At 70.3% G+C, this 17512-nt stretch carries 18 protein-coding genes; 8 read left to right on the top strand and 10 right to left on the bottom strand.

From position 1 onward, the window contains the following. Nucleotides 1-108 precede the first annotated feature (108 nt). The 6 genes from AB0D14_RS34820 to AB0D14_RS34795 all read left to right on the top strand — a co-directional run bounded on the left by AB0D14_RS34820 (nt 109) and on the right by AB0D14_RS34795 (nt 5807). Nucleotides 109-927, top strand: a complete 819-nt coding sequence (locus AB0D14_RS34820; RefSeq protein ID WP_362787065.1) for a response regulator transcription factor — start codon at nt 109-111, stop codon at nt 925-927. Between the two features lie 23 nt (nt 928-950). After that, nucleotides 951-1973, top strand: coding sequence for a LacI family DNA-binding transcriptional regulator (locus tag AB0D14_RS34815; RefSeq protein WP_362787063.1), 1023 nt, complete (start codon nt 951-953; stop codon nt 1971-1973). Nucleotides 1974-2093: 120 nt separating this feature from the next. After that, nucleotides 2094-3233, top strand: coding sequence for a trypsin-like peptidase domain-containing protein (locus AB0D14_RS34810; protein WP_362787061.1), 1140 nt, complete (start codon nt 2094-2096; stop codon nt 3231-3233). A gap of 44 nt (nt 3234-3277) precedes the next feature. Beyond that, complete coding sequence (locus AB0D14_RS34805; protein WP_362787099.1) at nt 3278-3481, top strand: hypothetical protein; 204 nt, start codon at nt 3278-3280, stop codon at nt 3479-3481. A 131-nt stretch (nt 3482-3612) separates the two neighbouring features. Continuing rightward, nucleotides 3613-4344, top strand: a complete 732-nt coding sequence (locus tag AB0D14_RS34800) for a response regulator transcription factor (RefSeq protein ID WP_362787060.1) — start codon at nt 3613-3615, stop codon at nt 4342-4344. Further along, complete coding sequence (locus AB0D14_RS34795) at nt 4341-5807, top strand: HAMP domain-containing sensor histidine kinase (protein WP_362787058.1); 1467 nt, start codon at nt 4341-4343, stop codon at nt 5805-5807. The genes AB0D14_RS34800 and AB0D14_RS34795 overlap by 4 nt, the downstream gene beginning before the upstream one ends. Nucleotides 5808-5832: 25 nt before the next feature. On the opposite strand, the gene AB0D14_RS34790 is transcribed toward AB0D14_RS34795, so the two are convergent. From AB0D14_RS34790 to AB0D14_RS34760, 7 genes are all read right to left on the bottom strand, one after another. Beyond that, on the bottom strand, nt 5833-6963 hold the full coding sequence (locus tag AB0D14_RS34790; protein ID WP_362787056.1) for a CU044_5270 family protein: 1131 nt from the start codon (nt 6961-6963) through the stop codon (nt 5833-5835). Further along, entirely contained in the window at nt 6960-7637 is a 678-nt protein-coding gene (locus AB0D14_RS34785; RefSeq protein WP_362787098.1) for an RNA polymerase sigma factor, read from the bottom strand. The genes AB0D14_RS34790 and AB0D14_RS34785 overlap by 4 nt, the downstream gene beginning before the upstream one ends. A 107-nt stretch (nt 7638-7744) precedes the next feature. Next, a complete protein-coding gene (locus AB0D14_RS34780) occupies nt 7745-8068 on the bottom strand; it encodes a hypothetical protein (protein WP_362787054.1) in 324 nt (107 codons plus the stop codon). Continuing rightward, nucleotides 8065-8412 carry a DUF6247 family protein gene (locus AB0D14_RS34775; protein WP_362787053.1) on the bottom strand — a complete coding sequence of 116 codons (348 nt, stop codon included), beginning with the start codon at nt 8410-8412 and terminating at the stop codon, nt 8065-8067. Before AB0D14_RS34775 ends, AB0D14_RS34780 begins: the two co-directional genes overlap by 4 nt. Before the next feature lie 47 nt (nt 8413-8459). Further along, nucleotides 8460-8708, bottom strand: a complete 249-nt coding sequence (locus tag AB0D14_RS34770) for a hypothetical protein (RefSeq protein WP_362787051.1) — start codon at nt 8706-8708, stop codon at nt 8460-8462. Between the two features lie 52 nt (nt 8709-8760). Next, on the bottom strand, nt 8761-8982 hold the full coding sequence (locus AB0D14_RS34765; protein ID WP_362787050.1) for a DUF397 domain-containing protein: 222 nt from the start codon (nt 8980-8982) through the stop codon (nt 8761-8763). Further along, nucleotides 8979-9803, bottom strand: a complete 825-nt coding sequence (locus tag AB0D14_RS34760; protein WP_362787048.1) for a helix-turn-helix transcriptional regulator — start codon at nt 9801-9803, stop codon at nt 8979-8981. The genes AB0D14_RS34765 and AB0D14_RS34760 overlap by 4 nt, the downstream gene beginning before the upstream one ends. A gap of 140 nt (nt 9804-9943) precedes the next feature. Between AB0D14_RS34760 and AB0D14_RS34755 the strand changes: the two genes are divergently transcribed. Together AB0D14_RS34755 and AB0D14_RS34750 are read left to right on the top strand one after the other, a co-directional pair. After that, complete coding sequence (locus tag AB0D14_RS34755) at nt 9944-10075, top strand: hypothetical protein (protein WP_362787046.1); 132 nt, start codon at nt 9944-9946, stop codon at nt 10073-10075. Further along, nucleotides 10072-10347, top strand: coding sequence for a hypothetical protein (locus tag AB0D14_RS34750; RefSeq protein WP_362787044.1), 276 nt, complete (start codon nt 10072-10074; stop codon nt 10345-10347). Before AB0D14_RS34755 ends, AB0D14_RS34750 begins: the two co-directional genes overlap by 4 nt. 47 nt (nt 10348-10394) lie before the next feature. Here the strand turns inward: AB0D14_RS34750 and AB0D14_RS34745 are convergent, their stop codons facing one another. From AB0D14_RS34745 to AB0D14_RS34735, 3 genes are all read right to left on the bottom strand, one after another. Next, nucleotides 10395-13433, bottom strand: coding sequence for an NACHT domain-containing protein (locus AB0D14_RS34745; RefSeq protein ID WP_362787042.1), 3039 nt, complete (start codon nt 13431-13433; stop codon nt 10395-10397). A 601-nt stretch (nt 13434-14034) separates the two neighbouring features. After that, nucleotides 14035-15327, bottom strand: a complete 1293-nt coding sequence (locus tag AB0D14_RS34740) for a DUF2993 domain-containing protein (protein WP_362787041.1) — start codon at nt 15325-15327, stop codon at nt 14035-14037. 185 nt (nt 15328-15512) lie between these two features. Continuing rightward, on the bottom strand, nt 15513-17330 hold the full coding sequence (locus AB0D14_RS34735; protein ID WP_362787039.1) for a bifunctional metallophosphatase/5'-nucleotidase: 1818 nt from the start codon (nt 17328-17330) through the stop codon (nt 15513-15515). Nucleotides 17331-17512: the final 182 nt, after the last annotated feature.

Raw genomic sequence — 17512 nt, 5'->3', positions numbered from 1 at the left:
CAGCGTTGAGCAGTGCCGAAAACGTCCTCGCAGGGACCGAGGAGGAACCGACGTTATGGGCGAGCGAACCGTGCGTGACCGTAAGACGACCCGGGCAGGTGGGGCGCGATGAGCTCTCTGCTGCTGCTCACCAACGCCCTCCAGCCGTCGACGGAGGTGCTTCCCGCTCTCGGCCTGCTGCTGCACAACGTGCGCGTGGCTCCGGCGGAGGGCCCCGCTCTCGTCGACACCCCCGGTGCCGACGTCATCCTCATCGACGGCCGCCGCGACCTCCCACAGGTCCGCAGCCTCTGTCAGCTGCTGCGCTCCACCGGGCCCGGCTGCCCCCTCGTACTCGTCGTGACGGAGGGCGGCCTCGCGGCCGTCACCGCCGACTGGGGCATCGACGACGTACTGCTCGACACCGCAGGTCCGGCCGAGGTCGAGGCACGGCTGCGGCTGGCCATGGGCCGACAGCAGATCGTCAACGACGACTCCCCCATGGAGATCCGCAACGGCGATCTCTCCGTGGACGAGGCCACCTACAGCGCCAAGCTCAAGGGCCGGGTCCTCGACCTGACCTTCAAGGAGTTCGAGCTCCTCAAGTACCTCGCACAGCACCCGGGCCGCGTCTTCACCCGCGCCCAGTTGCTGCAGGAGGTCTGGGGCTACGACTACTTCGGCGGTACGCGGACCGTCGACGTCCACGTACGGCGGCTGCGCGCGAAGCTCGGCCCCGAACACGAGTCGCTGATCGGAACCGTCCGGAACGTCGGTTATCGATTCGTCACTCCGGAGAAGGTGGACCGGGCCGCGGCGGAGGCGAAGGCCAAGGCCGACCCGCCAAAGCCGGAGGATGCGGACGAGACGGCGCACCTCGACGCCGCCGACTCCGCGGAGGCACCGCCAAAGCCGCAGGAAGAAGCCGTACGACCTGCCCAGCGGTAGGTCCATCCGCGTAGACTCCGCGCGTGGCCAAGGTGACTCGGGATGACGTTGCGCGACTGGCGGGTACTTCTACCGCCGTCGTCAGCTATGTCATCAACAACGGACCCAGGCCGGTCGCCCCGGCCACGCGCGAGCGTGTCCTCGCCGCGATCAAGGAGCTGGCGTACCGGCCCGACCGGGTCGCCCAGGCCATGGCGTCGCGGCGGACGGACCTCATAGGCCTGATCGTGCCGGACGCGCGCCAGCCCTTCTTCGGGGAGATGGCGCACGCGGTCGAACAGGCCGCGTCCGAGCGCGGAAAGATGGTGCTCGTCGGCAACTCCGACTATGTCGGCGAGCGCGAGGTCCACTATCTGCGGGCCTTCCTCGGTATGCGGGTCTCGGGGCTCATCCTCGTCAGTCACGCGTTGAACGATCTGGCCGCCGCCGAGATCGAGGCGTGGGACGCCCGGGTGGTGCTGCTGCACGAGCGGCCCGAGGCCATCGACGACGTCGCGGTCGTCACGGACGACGTGGGCGGCGCGCATCTCGCCACGCAGCATCTTCTGGAGCACGGCCACGAGTACGTCGCCTGTCTCGGCGGTGTCGCGGAGACCCCCACCGTCGGTGACCCGGTCTCCGACCACGTCGAGGGGTGGCGGCGGGCGATGCACGAGGCGGGGCGCTCGACCGAGGGTCGCCTCTTCGAGGCGCTCTACAACCGTTACGACGCCTACAAGGTGGGCCTCGAACTGCTGGCCGGTCCTGATCGGCCGCCGGCGATCTTCTGTTCCACCGACGACCAGGCGATCGGGCTGCTGCGGGCGGCTCGTGAGCTGCGGATAGATGTGCCGGGTGAGTTGGCTGTCGCCGGGTTCGACGACATCAAGGAAGCGGCGTTGACCGATCCGCCGCTGACCACGATCGCGTCCGACCGGCCTGCGATGGCCCGCGCCGCGGTCGACCTCGTACTCGATGACGGGGTGCGGGTTGCCGGTGCTCGCCGCGAGCGGTTGAAGTTGTTCCCCTCGCAGTTGGTTGTCCGGCGCTCATGCGGGTGTGGCTAGCTCGCCAAGCGCAGACACCGAGTGAGAGCTCGGCGCCTTTATATCGGGCATACGAGGTTCTGTCGGGCTTCTCAGGGAGCACTCAGGGAGCTCTCATGGTGGGGCGACAGAGTCTGACTCATGACCGAGAGCCTCCGCCGCAGCGGCGAGTACCCCCAGGGCGACCAGCAGCAGTCCGCGTACTCAGGACAGCCGTACGAGCAGTCGCACGAACAGCCGTACACCTCTTCCGTGGACCCGGAGTGGCCGCCCCCGCCGGCGCACCAGCCGACCGAGCAGGGCGGCGCTCCCACCGGCGCCCCCACCACTCTCCTCACGGAACCCGTCTCCCCCGCCGCCGCTCCCGTCCCCGCCGCGGCTTCCCGCAGGCGTGCCAAGGGGCCGCTGGCCCTGCTGGCCGCCGTCGCGATAGCCGCGGCGGCCGTGGGCGGCGGTACCGCGTACGCCTTCCAGGAGCTGACCGGTAACGACACCGCGGCCAGCAGCAGCACGAGTACCAGTACCGGTGTCGTGGCCACGAGCAAGAAGGGCACGGTCGCGGGGGTCGCCGAGGCGGTCAGCCCGAGCATCGTCGAGATCAGCGCGACCTCGAACGCGGGCTCCTCGACCGGTTCCGGCGTGGTCATCACGACCGGCGGCGAGATCATCACCAACAACCACGTGATCTCCGGCGCCTCCCAGATCAAGGTGCAGCTCAGCAACGGCAAGTCGTACACCGCGACCACCGTCGGCACCGACAGCAAGAAGGACCTGGCGCTGATCAAGCTGGAGGACGCGCCGTCCGGTCTGACGCCCGCGACGCTCGGCGACTCCGACGCCGTCAAGGTCGGCGACGAGGTCGTGGCGATCGGCTCCCCCGAAGGCCTGACCGGCACGGTCACCAGCGGCATCGTCTCCGCGCTCGACCGGGACGTCACCGTCTCCACCGACGAGAGCCAGGGCCAGCAGCAACAGCAGCAGGGCGGTGGCGGCAGCGGCCAGTGGCCGTTCGAGTTCGGCGGCCAGGAGTTCAACGGCGACACCGGTTCGTCCAAGACGACGTACAAGGCACTCCAGACCGACGCGTCCCTCAACCCGGGCAACTCCGGCGGCGCGCTGATCGACATGAACGGCAACATCGTCGGCATCAACTCCGCGATGTACTCGGCCGCGGACGCCTCCTCGTCGACCGCCGGCAGCGTCGGCCTCGGCTTCGCCATCCCGGTCAACACCGTCAAGGCCGACCTGGACTCGCTCCGGTCCGGCGGTTCCGACAGCTGACCAGAGCTCACCCCGAGCCGACCCGGACCCCGGAGGTCGTCATGATGATCAAGAACGTGTCCCACACCCTCACGGGCACCGCCCCGGACACCCACAACAACCCGGCCGGCTTCGCCCTGGCCCTCGCGGTGGCCCACGAGCTGCACGCGCCGGCGCTCCGCGCGCCCGAGGTGGCCTCCGCGCCGGCGCCGCGTGGCGCCGCCCGCCGGACTGCCGCCGCCCGCACCCGCCGTACCGCCCGAAGCTGATCCCTCCCGGCCTCCCTCCCGGGCTGCCTCCCGCGATTCCCGGGCCCGGCGGCGCTACGAGAACAGCCCTGAAACGTGCGAGTCTGAAAGCGCCCCGACCACGTCCCACCGCACCCGAGGAACTGACCGCGATGAACCCCGCCGAAGGCGACCGTGAACCCCAGCGCATCCTGATCGTCGACGACGAGCCGGCCGTGCGCGAAGCACTCCAGCGCAGCCTCGCCTTCGAGGGGTACGACACCGAGGTGGCCGTCGACGGCGCGGACGCCCTGGAGAAGTCCATCGCGTACCAGCCCGACCTGATCGTCCTCGACATCCAGATGCCGCGGATGGACGGCCTGACCGCCGCCCGCCGGATGCGGGGCGCGGGCACGACGACGCCCATCCTGATGCTCACCGCCCGCGACACGGTCGGCGACCGGGTCACCGGACTCGACGCGGGCGCCGACGACTACCTGGTCAAGCCCTTCGAACTGGACGAGCTGTTCGCCCGGGTACGGGCACTGATGCGGCGCAGCTCGTACGCCGCCGCGGCGGTCGGTGTCCCGGCGGACGACGCGCTCACCTTCGGCGACCTGCGCATGGACCTCGCGACCCGGGAGGTCACACGGGCCGCGCGTCCCGTCGAGCTGACGCGCACCGAGTTCACCCTGCTGGAGATGTTCCTGGCCCATCCGCGCCAGGTCCTCACCCGGGAGCAGATCCTGAAGGCGGTCTGGGGCTTCGACTTCGAACCGTCCTCCAACTCCCTCGACGTGTACGTGATGTACCTGCGCCGCAAGACGGAGGCGGGCGGCGAGCCGCGCCTCGTCCACACGGTGCGGGGCGTGGGGTACGTACTGCGGTCGGGCGGGGCGGAGTGAAGCGGGTCGTCCGCCGGTTCACCTCGTTGCCGATCCGCGCGCGGCTGTCCCTCCTGGTGGCGGCGGCGGTGGCGTTCGCGGTGGCGGCGGTGTCGGTGACGTGCTGGTTCATCGTGCAGGGGAAACTGTACGACCAGGTCGACAACGACTTGAAAGCGGCCGCCACGCCTCAGCCGCACTCACAGGTCGAGGCCGCCCTGGAGAACTGCACCCAGACACCGCTGCCGAAGAACGACAACTTCGGCGCCCGGGACATTTTCTACCTGCAACTGGTCAAGGCGGACGGAACGCCCTGCGTCTCGGCGAACTCCGAAGGCACGGTCAAGGTCACCGGCGACGACACGGACGTCATCGGGAACACGGACGGTGACGACGGGATCTTCCGCAACGGAACCGACACCGACGGCAACGCCGTACGCATCCTGACCGTCCCTCTGACCGTCACTCAGGGGCCGAGCCGACCGCAGCTGTACCCCGACACGGCACTCCTCATCGGCGTGCCCCTCAAGAGCACCCAGGGCACCCTCAACGACCTGGCCCTCATCCTGCTCCTCGTCTCCGGCATCGGAGTCCTCGGTGCCGGCGCCGCCGGTCTCGCGGTCGCCCGCGCGGGTCTGCGTCCGGTCGACAAACTCACCGAGGCCGTCGAGCACGTGGCCCGTACCGAGGATCTCTCCGTCCGCATCCCCGTGGAGGAGGAGGGCGAGGACGAGATCGCCCGTCTCTCCCGTTCCTTCAACTCGATGACCTCCTCGCTCGCGAACTCCCGCGAGCTGCAACAGCAGCTGATCGCCGACGCCGGTCACGAACTACGCACCCCCCTCACCTCCCTCCGTACCAACATCGAACTGCTCACCCGCAGTGAGGAGACGGGCCGGCCCATCCCCCCGGCGGACCGCAAGGCGCTGCTCGCCTCGGTGAAGGCGCAGATGACCGAACTGGCCGCGCTGATCGGCGACCTGCAGACGCTGTCGCGGTCGGACGCGGGCGCGCCGGCCGACCGCGTGCAGGTGGTCGCGCTGCAGGACACCGTGGAGTCGGCCCTGCGCCGGGCCAGGCTGCGCGGCCCGGAGCTGACGATCACGGCGGACGTGCACCCGTGGTTCGTCCGGGCGGAGCCCACCGCCCTGGAGCGGGCGATCGTGAACATCCTCGACAACGCGGTGAAGTTCAGCCCCGAGGGCGGCGCGATCGACGTCACCCTCAAGGACGGCGAACTGACCGTACGGGACCACGGCCCGGGCATCGCCGACGACGAACTCCCGCACGTCTTCGACCGCTTCTGGCGCTCCCCGAGCGCCCGGGCGCTGCCCGGCTCGGGCCTCGGCCTGTCCATCGTGGCCCGTACGGTGCAACAGGCGGGCGGCACCGTCGCGTTGAGCCCGGCCGCCACCGGCGGCGGCACGGTCGCGACGATCCGGTTGCCCGGCGCCCCGACCCCGCCGCCCTCGCTGGACCAGTGACCCTGGACCAGTGACCTCGGGGGCTTCAGCCCGCCTGTGACGGCGTCTGCTTCATACCGTCGACGACCGCCCGGTTCAGGATGGCACTGGTGAACATCACTGTGCCGGGCTTTATCAGGGCCTCCTCCTTCCCCTTGAGCTGCCTCACCTGGACGGTGCGCTCACCCAGGAAGACATGGCTCTTCTTGTCGAAGATCCACTCCTCGCGCTGCCCACTGGCCTCGTCCAGCCGGGCCACCGCGACCCCGTGCCGGCCGGCCGCGTCCACCACGTCGTCGACGACGACGACACCCGGGATCTTCGCGGCCGTCCTGAACAGGGCCGAGTACAGCTCCGCCGGCGGGTAGCTCTCGCCGAGCAGATCCCCGATGGTCGAGAACGCCTGCTGGTCGGGGCTGTTCCCCTGCCCCTTGGTCTCCTTGTAGATCGTGTCCAGGAGCTTGTCGGGGTCGGTGGTCAGGTTGGCCAGGTAGTCGTACGAGGGGTGGTTCAGGCCTTCCTCAAGAGCGTTGCCCTGCTCGTCGGGGAGGCTGAGGGTCTCTCCCTCGGAGCTGTCGTTGACGGCGGGGTCGATCAGCCAGCCCTTGGCGCCGTCCGGGGAGTTCCAGATCTGGCGGCGGTGCAGTTCATGGCTGGCCAGGCTGGTCTTGTCGTCGACGGTCTTCAGGAAGGTATCGGCGGTTTTGGACTCGACATAGATGTACTGGCCGGGCTTGACCGTCGGGTGCTCCCCCTCGGCCGCCGCGAGCGAGATCTGGTCGAGCAGCTTGGGCACGCCCGAGGTGGTCACCGTACCGAGGTCCGTGGTGAGGGCGGGTCCGGTGGCGAGGCCGCCGTCCTCGGCTCCGCCACCACCGCTCGTCACCACTCCGGCGACGACCGCGGCGGCCACGGCGGCCGCCATCGCGGGCAGCGTGATCGCGGGACGCGGCAGCCGGAACCGCCGCGCCTTGGCCGGTGCGGCCGAGGCCGCCATGCGCTCTTCCTGCTGGTTCTGCTCGTGAATCTGGGCCATCAGACGCTCCTTGTGGAACTGGTGACGGCCCGACGGCAGGTCGCGCGCCGTCCGGGACAGGAGCTGTGCGTCCTGCTCCCATTCGGACCCGGACTCAGACTCGGGCTCGGCAGAGCCCTGCCGGGGCGTGTTCGCGTTCATCGGTTTCCTCCCTGTGCGGGCCGGATCGCTTTTGCGTGATCGCCTCTTGTCTGTCGCCCGGGGCGGAGGCCTTCCCGATTTCCGCGAACTTTCTCGATCGCGACTTCCGGAGCAGTCCGACTCAACTCCCCTTTGGGCAGGGTTAGTTGCTTCTCAGCGACCGCGCGCAGCTTCTTACGGGCCCGGGAGAGCCGGGAGGCGACCGTGCCGACGGGGATGCCGAGCGCCTCCGCCGCGGCCTCGTAGTCCAGGCCCTCCCCCAGGCAGAGCGTGATGACCTCGCGCTCCGGTCTGCGCAGGGTGGCGAGGGCGGTCAGGGCGGTGGCGAGCCGCCGGCGGTCGTCGAGCCGGCCCGCGATCTCGTCGGCGTGATCGGGCACGGCCGTCTCGGCCGCCGCCGCGGCGTTCGCGGCCCGGCGGTAGCGCCGGTTGCTGCGGAACTGGTTGCGCGCGGTGTTGGTGGCGATGCCCAGCAGCCAGGGCCGCAGGGAGCCGCCCTCCGGGTCGACCCGGTCCCGCAGCCGCCATGCCTCCATGAAGGTCGAGGCCATCACGTCCTCGGCCGTCGACCAGTCCGCGGTCAGCCGGTAGGCGTGGTTGTACACGGCACGGGCGTACGCGTCGAAGAGCTCGGCGAAGGCGCCCTGATCCCCGGCCCGTACCCGGGTTCGCATATGAGTGGTCACTTCTATGAGCTGTACGGCACCGGGGGTCGCCTTCCCGTGATGTGCGTCACAGCGGGCGGCCCGAGCGCTCACGGCCTCCTCGCGCCGCGCGCCGCTCACTGCCAGAAGGTCTCCACCACCACGATCTGGGGATCCTCGATGCGCCGCTTGAAGGTGTAGACCAGCCAGCCTTTGTAGTTGTCGAAGTGCAGAATGCGCGGTCCCTTGGGATCGGTGGACCAGACCGGTTCAACGCTCATCGTCTCCGGCAGGCCGGCGTCGGCATCGATCCCCCGGAAATACGGATCCTCCGCGGTAACCAGCTCAGCCCGCGCCTCGTCAACCATCTTCCGCACGTGTTCAGGCAGTGCGTCACGGCAGGCGAGAGCGTCGAGCCGCCAGTCCATCTGCCAAGGCGGCCCCATGAACCCGGCGGTCACTCGCCAGGCTCCAGTTCCCGCATCCTGTAGCGGATCTTCGACACCTCTTCGAGGAGGGCCTGTGCCTCAGCGAAGTCGGCGGTTTCTTCCGCACGGCGGTACAGATCCCTTACGTGAGCGTCGAGCCCGGGATCACGGGCAATCGCGTACTCGCACCACCAGCGGGCCACGAAAGCGGGCACAGGGCCGAGATCGTACGTGTCGGCGATCGCGCGCTTCCAGTGCTTGTCGAAGTCGGGCAGGAGCTGGGGCGCGTCCTCGGCGAGGGCCCTGCGCAGCGCCTTCGGGGTCCGCTCGGGCATGAGGGGGAGCACCGCATCGGGTTCCGCAGCGTGGGCAGCCATGATCGGTGTCCTCCTTCGACGCGTCGTCTCTACGACCATAGCCGCGCTCACCGTCCCCCCGCGGATTGTCCGCGCACCGGCTCCGCCGCACTCGGCAGCCCTTGGGCCCGGGCCTTCTCGGCGGCCAAGGCGTACAGGTTGGCCAGTACATCCGGCCCTTTGTCGAGTCCCTCGTCGGTCAGCGTGCAACCCATCTGCTCGCGCAGTGCCTCGCCCGTGGCGGCGACGCGTTCGGCGAGTTGCTCGGCGGTCAGCCGATGAGCCGCCGAGGGGTCTGTGGTCGTGATCTCTGCCATGGCATCACCGTGGCTGGACAGCACCTCTTCCCGTCCAGGTTTCCCGCCCGCTTCACCCGCCGGTGTTCACACCCGCCTCGCGCTTGACGCCCTCCATGAACGCGGACCAGGACAACGCCGAGAAGGCCAGCGGCCGGGCTGCGGGGGTCTTGCTGTCGCGGACGGGGACGAGGCCGAGGTAGCCGTCGGCCACCTCGACGCAGTCGTTGGCTCCCCCCTCGCTGTAACTCGACTTACGCCATATAGCGGTGCTGAGATCGGGGGTGCGCGTCATGATCTGTGCTCCTCCAGTACGTCTCTGATGAACGTCAGCGAGTCCGACGGTGACAGCGCCAGGTCGCGGAGCCGATCGTAGGACAGTCGGAGACGCAGGACCTCGTCCGGCTCCTCGGCCAACTCACTGCATCCGTTGCCCTCCTTGTAGGCAACAGCACCTCCGTCCCTCTGCCAGAGCAGCGTCAGCGACCCCGTCATGTGGTGGTGAACTCCCACGGAGAACGGCAGCACTTGAAGCGCCATATTGGACCACCTCGCAACGGCCTCAAGGTGAAGCAGCTGGTCAGCCCAGGTCTTGGCACAGGCGGCCGGGCGCCGGAACGCGCACTCGTCCACGATGATCCGGACATCGGGCTCCGGATTCTGTCGCAGCAGGTACTGCCGACCAATGCGCGCCGCCACCCGCTCCTCCACCAGATCCTCACCGTCAGCCGTTGTCTGGGCCCCAGACAACACCTCGCGGGCGAAATCCTCCGTCTGCAAGAGACCCGGCACCGTCGGCGTGAACAGCCGCATGACCCGCGCCGTCGACTCCAGCCGCATGAACCTCTTGTACTGATCCTTGAACGCATCCAGCCGCGCCGCCTTCCAGTGACTGACCAGCAGGTCACCGGCCTTGTAATACGCGTCCAAGTCCTCCATGACCGTCACCTTGGAAAGCCGCTCACCCGATTCCAGCCGGGACAGATAGCTCTTGTCGTACCCGGTCTCATCAGCCAACTGCCCGAGCGATTTGCCTGCCTTCTCCCGGAGATACCGAAGCGTCCGGCCGAGCACGGCCCGACCCGTCTCCTGCTCAGCGTCAACCTGTTCGCCCACCGTCACCCCTCACCGTTGCCTGGGTGCCCAGACAACGGGCACCCCCTTCCGCAGCGTACGTCCGAGCAGTGACGATTGGGACACGAACGGTAATCGCCGCTCGTCAAAGCCCCCTCAGTCAAGCCACAATGAGCTCAACCATGGGCCGACTCGGCACGAAACTCTGCGAGTTGCTGTTGCGCCTGCTGCTGCCCGCCCGGGGCCGCCACCGAGCGGCCCCCGCCCTCGCCGCACCCGCGTGCCGCTGCCGACTCGCCCCGGTGCACGCGTGAACGGCCCGCTGCGTCTGCTGCCCTGGACGACCCCGGAGGGCAGGCCCTGCTACCTGAGCACCGATAGCCCGGCGAGCAGGCTCTCCCTGCTCGCCGACGATCTGGAGGCGGCCCAACTCGACTCCGGCGAGCAGGTCCTCGCGGGCGCCAGTGCCGTACTCGCCGACACCAAGGCAGGCGAACGCGAAGTGCGCTTCGCGCCCACCAGGTCGCTGGAGTGCCTGCAAGACGTACTCCGCATCGCGGTGAGCCGGGGTGCGCGGGTGCCCTGATCACCAGACGGCGGCAGGCTCAGTAGTGGCCGAGCAATCGATGTGCCTCACGGGCCCGCCTCTCCGGGCGCGACGGCCGCCGAGGCGGAGGCGGAGGCGGGGGCGACGGGCAGGGGTCCTCCGCCGCGACCGGTGCTCGCCCCGGGGGCCGCCGTCGCCGCCAGACTCTGCTGCAGGCGCTGGTGGCAGAACTCGTAGTGCGCCCCCGACTGGCGCAACACCCCTCGGCGGTGGGCCTCCGCGAGGAACCCCATGAGCCGCCACGGTGCCCGGCCGGTCAGGGCCAGCCAGATTCTGGCCGGGCCGAGCCTGCCCCAGGCGCTCAGCGCGAGCGACGACGTGCCGACCTGGACCCACACCTCGGTGTGCATGGTGCCCAGCGTGCCGCCCGGGGGCATCGCCGAGATCAGTACCAGGCAGACCCCGCCCGTGAGGAGGGCGGCGATCGCGCTTCTGGCGAGCGTGGCGTCACGGTCGGTGCGCAGGGTGCTGTGCGGGCCTGCCGCGCGCATGGTGTCGGACGGGGTGTTCAGGGCGCGGTAGACGCCGGAGGCGCAACCGCCGATGGCACCGATGAGCACGCCGAATGCCACGAAGGGGCCCACCGCGTCGAGAACGACGGCCCCGGCCGAACGGTGTACGAGCCAGACCCGCGCCTCATAAGGCAGGGCAAGCACCAGGTTGTGCGCGTCGACCGGCTTGCCCTTCCAGCGGGCGTCCTCGGGGTGGGCGCTGCGGTCGCCGCGGTCGCCGGGCCAGACGATCACCCAGGCGTCCCGCTCCTCGTGGATCCGTACCCTCCCCGTGAATTCCCCGAGCTTGTTGTCGCAAGAGATCCGGGCACCCCTCTTCACCACGAACGGCTTGCCGAGCCCCGTGCGCTCCACCAGCAGGATCTCCTCCCGCGGGCCCGAACGGACCGAGCGGACCACGTGGTCGCCCTTGGTCGTCTCCTGGAGCTGCCAGCCACCGATCCGCTCACCGGCCACGACCTGGCCGGGCGCCTGGACGCGGTACGCGGCGAACGCACCGGCCACGCAGCCCACGAGCGCCCCCACGCAGACACCGATGAGCGTGCAGGCCACGAATCCCCGGAGCAGTCCCCTGCCGAAGCCACGCAGTACGGCGCCGGGGCCGGTGTACGGCGCCGCCGTCCGCTCTCCGCGCCGCAGTCCGGCCAGGAGAAGCAGCAGCCCCGCTCCGAGACAGGTGAGGGCAGGGACCACGACCGCCTGCCGTGAATAGCCGTAGCCGTAGATAGCGAGACCGGTGAAGACGACTACGGCGCCGAGCGCGCGCACGGCCCGCGGACCGCTCGGGCTGCCCGCCCACGGCAGGCCCATCGGGAGGGGGCGCCGGGGCAGTCCGGCGACGCCGAACATCATCGACAGGATCAGCCCGAAACAGCAGCCGTTCAGAAACCAGGCGGGCCTCTGCGTGAGCACCGCGCCGAGCCGGGAACTGACCAGGGGCGGTACGAGCAGGCCCATGCCCACCGCGACCACCGTGGCGGCGCCGGCCATCGTCAGGGCCAGCCGCACCAACTGGCGTGGGCCCTGCGGAGTCTGCGCCGTGGCGGGCAGCAGCCAGGCCAGTCCGAAGCACAGGCCCAGCAGAATGCCCGCGTAGTTGAGGACGGCCGACGGCACGGTGTCCCAGTTGGCGACCACCCCGCGCCCGTACTCGGCCAGCGGCACCAGCAGCGCGGCGGAGGCGACCAACGCCAGTACGGCGGGGCCGATCACGCGCAGTGCCCGGGGCATCGCCGCCGGGAACTCCCACCAGGCCAGCCGACAGGTGTCGGTGGTACCGAAGTCGCGGGCGAGACGGCGGAGCCAGCGGTGCGCCGCGTCCGGACTCCAGGCCGTGTCCGAGCTCAGGGTCGCGTCAGAGTTCGAGGTCGCGTCCGGGTTCCAGGTGCCGCCAACCCGGCCCGCCTCGCCGAAGGCCGCCGGGACAAAGGCGGCCAGCAGGTGTTCCTCGATATGCCCGGCCGTGGGGAAGCGGTCGGCGTCCGCCAACTCGGCCGGGGCGCGGGAGGTGTCCCCGTACACCGTGCGGGCCAGCGCCACCATCAGCGGTGAAGTCATGACCTCCGCGAGGGGCGACGGTGGACTGGCCAGGACCGGCGTCCAGGCGGTGGTGGCGTCGCTGTCCGCTCGCGCCGTGTTCTCCAGGTAGCGGTGCGCGGTGGCGAAGTCCAGCGGGCGCAGCTGTACGACGTCGGCGGCGGTCAGCACGTCGCCGACGCTCACGGCCCGGGTCCAGGCCTCCGTGCGGCAGGTGAGCAGGACGGGCAGCCGTTCGTCGAGTTCGGCGTTGAGGCGCCGCAACGCCACCTCGTGCGCCGGGCCGGGAAGCTCGTCGAAACCGTCGAGTACGGGCAGCAGGAGGCCGGCGTCCAGCAGTTCGCGGGCCATGATGCGCTCGCCCGTGACGGCGGCCAGCGGCCGGTACTCCGCGGCCAGCCGCTCGGCCAGCCAGTCGCGCAGGGCCATGGAACCGGGGTTCCAGCCCGCCAGCGGGAACAGCACCGGCACCGGGTCGCCCGGCTGCCGGGCGGCGAGCGCCCCGAGCACGAACCGCACGGCGAGGACGGTCTTGCCCGCCCCCGGGTCGCCCAGTACGACCAGCCGGCGGGACGGAAGCGCCATGAACGTCTCGACGATCCGGTCGAGCCGCTGGTCGCCGTCGCGCGGCTCCGGCAGTGCGACACCGCGCCGGATGTTGCGAGGCCTGTCGGCGAGCGGCGGCCCGAGTCGGGACCAGTGGACGTCCAGCGGCTCCGGGTCCTGCAACCGGCGCAGCCGGGCCTCCGCCGTCCACTGGGCGTCCACCGCTTCGGCGAGTTCGTCGGCCGCCCGCTGCCGCCGGTCCGGGCCGGTGCCGGTGTCCGCCTCCTCACGCAGCAGATCTGCCAGGAACGCGCCGATCGAGACGAGCGCCGAGACCGCGGAGATCCACATCGACGTCCCGTCGGGACCGCCGCCGCCCGCCAGCGCGACAGCCAGCGCGAGCAACGCGGCGGCGCCCATGCCCAGCCCGACTCGCCGTTGTACCCGTGCGTCCCGCAATGGCATCCGCATGGCCACCTGCCCCCCGTCCCGTGTCCGCGCCCTCGCCGTCCGAGGGGTGAACGACGAGGCAGGTGGCCATGTACCGGCGTAGCGGCCGCCGGGGCAGGCGCGCGGAAGCATGACAGGAGCACATGCCGGGGCCCGGCGCGCAGCAACCGGCACGCCCTCGGTCTCCGTACTGTCGTACCGTCCCGCGGCAACCTTTTCCCCACGGGCGGCGACCAGCAACTGACCATCTCCCCCACCCCACACGAACGGAAGCCGCCCGTGGCCCACAGCGCCAAGCGCAGGACCGCCCGCAGCTGACCGACAACCAGGCCACCGGCCAGGAGGTCGCGGACCGGCTGGGCGCCTGGATCCCGACCGGCGTCTGACGCCAGGCCTGACGTCAGACCTGACAGCCGGCACAAGTCGTCCGGCTGGGGAGCGCGAGCCTAGGGCCGCTCCCCAGCCGGGCTGGTCATCAGCCCACGGCCCCCTGCCGGGCCTGCTGCGGCGACAGCCGCGTCGGATTAGTTGCGGCTGAGACACTTTCAGACGGAGTCGAGACCAGATACCTGTTCACACAGGCTTTATTGCGCCGCCCATCCGGGAATTGTCTCTTTACCGATCACTTGCCGATGGCGAGCCCGTCGCCCGTCACCCGCACCCTGATCCCGTCCTTCTGGACGCGTACGTCCCGCAGCCGCAGGTCGCCCTTGGACGGCTCCGGAAGGCGGAAGCCGATGGAAAGCCGGTCGACGAGAGCCGGGCGGGTGAGGCGGGAGAGGCCGTCGAGGAGGGCCGGGTCGAAGCCGAGACGCTTGAGGACCTCGGGGTTCTCCGCGGCGAGGTCGATGAGGTTGACCTTCATGAGCCGGCGTACGAACTGCGGAGAGCCCGTGAACTCGGCGAAGTCGTTGTCGTTGCGCAGCGCCGCCCGCACCGCGGAGCCCGGCACGCCGAGCCGCTTGGCGATCGACGGCACGGACAGCAGTTCCTTCGCCTTCTGCTTCTCGCGCGCGAGGCGGGAGGCGGACTCGGGGGTCAGGTGCAGGCCCTCGGACGCACGGGTGCCGGGGCGGAAGGTGGCGAGGTCGCCGATGTCCAGGCGCATACCGCCGACCTCGGTCGATATGCCGCGCTCCCCGTCCCGCTGGATGCGCGCGTCGGCCCGCAGCCGCAGGTCGTGCCCGGCGACCGGCAGCGTGCCGCGCGCCCGTACCTCGTCGCCACCATGACCGGTGAACGTGACCTGGGACGCGCCGAGCTCACGGTTCAGGTCGTCGAAGGAGAGCAGTACCTCGCCTCGCAGCGCGGGAATGCTCGCTCCGCGGAGCGAGGTCGGTCCGCCGTCGATGCGGACACCGGTGGCCGTGGCCGAGACCTTCGCCAGGGAGATCCGGTCCGCCGCGACGTCGGGGACGGTGACCGACACGGAGTCGAGCCGGCGGTCGAAGACCTGGGTGACGAAGGGGAAGCCGTTGATCTCGACCTCGGGTGTCGCCCGCAGGTCCAGCTGGTCCTGGACCTTCTCGGCCGCCGTGCGCTCTGCGTACAGCAGTGCCCAGCGGTCACCGAGGGCGAGGAAGGCGGCGAGGACGAGTACCGCGACGACGGCCTTCGCGGCAAGGGGCAGTGCGGAAAGAGTGGTCCGGCCACGGCCGCGCGGCCGGCGAGTCCGGCCGGTCCTGCCGCTCCACCGGCTGCCGGAGTCCCTGCGGTGGTTGGGGGGTGCCCAGGCTGCTTCTTCCTCCTCGTCCTCTTCCGCTCCTTCGGCGAATGTGCGCTCGTCGCCGTGGAGGAAGTCTTCAAGGAGTCCGTCGTCAAGAGGTCCTTCGTCGAGGGGTCCGTCGTCGAGGGCGGCGAGATCCTCGTACGGGTTCGGAGGGGCATGCGCCGCATCGGGGTGGGGGGTACGCATCGCCTGATTCGACCATGCGTACCAACCCCACCCGCAACTCGTACCCGCGGTTTGCGACTTACCTCACGGCCAACCGGCCATTACCCCCCGGACGCCCCCCGGATGCCCCCTAAATGCCTCGGGGCCGCCTCGGGGCCGCCTCACGGACCCGGATGAACCCGGACGGACCCGCACGGACCACTTACCTACTGGACGACGGTGATCCGGTTCGCCGCCGGCGGCGCGATCGGGTTCGCCGCTGACGAGTTGGCCAGCAGGTACTTCTCCAGGGCCGCGAGGTCGTCGTCGCCCACCAGGTCGTTCGTGCCCTGGCCGAGGGTGGTGAAGCCGTCGCCGCCGCCCGCGAGGAAGCTGTTCGTCGCGACGCGGTAGGTGGCGGCCGGGTCGATCGCGGTGCCGTTCAGCTTGACGGAGCCGGTGACGACACGATCGGCGCCGCTCTTCGTCAGGTCGAGCGTGTAGGTGAGGCCCGACGAGATCTGCAGCACCTTCGTGGAGGTCGCGTTCACGCCGGTGACCTGCTCCTTGAGCACCTGGACGAGCTGGGCGCCGGTGAAGTCCTGCAGGTTCACGGTGTTGGCGAACGGCTGGACGGTGAAGCCCTCGGCGTACGTCACCACGCCGTCGCCCTCGCTGCCCTTGGCGGCGTAGGTGAGGGGCGCGCGGATGCCGCCCGGGTTCATCAGCGCGAGGTCGGTCCCGGGGTCCAGCTCCTTGCCGTACGCGAGCTGCGCGTCGGCGATCAGGTCGCCGATCGGGGACTCGGTGCCGGCGTTGGAGATGTCACCGGAGATGTACCCGATGGGCTTGTTGCCGATCGGCGCCGCGAGGGTGTTCCACTTGGTGACCAGCTCGGTCATGTCCGGAGCCTTCGCCACGTCACGCGTCACCACGTGGTTCGCGGAGGCGACGGCGGTCCGGGCGATGTCACCGGTCCAGCGGTCGTACGTCAGCGTCGTGTCGGTGTAGAGCCGCCCGAAGGACGCCGCCGAGGTGACCGTGCGGGGCTTGCCCGACGGGTCGTCGATCGTGCACGCGTACGCCGCGTGGGTGTGGCCGGTGACCAGCGCGTCGACCTTCGGCGTGACGTTCTTGGCGATGTCCACGATGGGGCCGGATATGCCGTCGCCGCCACCGGGCGAGTCACAGTCGTAGTTGTACGACGCCGAGGCCGGCTGACCGCCCTCGTGGATCAGCGCGACGACCGACTTGACGCCTTGCTTCTCCAGCTCCTTGGCGTACTTGTTGATCGTCTCGACCTCGTCCTTGAACTTGAGGCCCTTCACACCCTCGGCGGAGACGACACCCGGGGTGTCCTCAAGGGTGACGCCGATGAAGCCGACCTTCACGCCGTTCTTCTTCCACACCCAGTAGGGCTTGAGGATCGGCTTCTTGGTCTTCTCGTCGAGAACGTTCGCGGTGAGGTACGGGAAGTCGGCGCCCTTGAACTTCTTGCCCGCCACGTAACAGCCGTCCGTGGGATGACAGCCGCCGTTCTGCAGGCGGCCCAGCTCCTTGGCGCCCTCGTCGAACTCGTGGTTGCCGACGCTCGTCACATCGAGGTCGAGCTTGTTCAGCGCCTCGATGGTGGGCTCGTCGTGGAAGAGGCCAGAGATCAGCGGGGAGGCGCCGACCATGTCACCGCCGGCCGCGGTGACCGAGTAGCCGTTGGCCTTGCTGCCTTCGCGGGCCTGGCGCAAATGCGTCGCCAGGTACTCGACACCGCCCGCGTCGATCGTCTTGGTGGTGCCGTCCGCCTGGTTCTCGGTGACCCGGCCGGAGGAGCCGGCCGGCGGCTCCAGGTTGCCGTGCAGGTCGTTGAAGGAGAGCAGCTGTACGTCCTGGTAGCGGCTCGGGCGCTGGTGGCCGGGCTTCTTCGTCGACTCGCCCGCGGACGCGGGCAGCGCCGCGACCAGGGCGCCGATGGTGGCGACGCCCGCGGCCGTGGCAAGGAAGCGGGTGGTGCGGCGTCTGCGGCGGTACGGCTGAGGTGTGGCTGACATGTGCCCCCCTGTGGGTCGGCTGAGATGCGGGCCCCCGTCCCGGCGCAGCCTAGAGTCAACGCGCGTAGCGCGACAGGGGGTTCAGGGTTACGGACTGATTGCCGTCAGGGGCACTTCACCGCGAACCGGACAGGCCGCGCCCCGGCCGCCCACTTCCCTGGCACGTCCCTGGAACCTCGCCA

This window comes from Streptomyces sp. NPDC048484 (assembly GCF_040651415.1).
Classification (GTDB): Bacteria; Actinomycetota; Actinomycetes; order Streptomycetales; family Streptomycetaceae; genus Streptomyces.
Note: the sequence above shows the minus strand (reverse complement) of the source record. Positions and strands in the feature narration are given on the sequence as shown.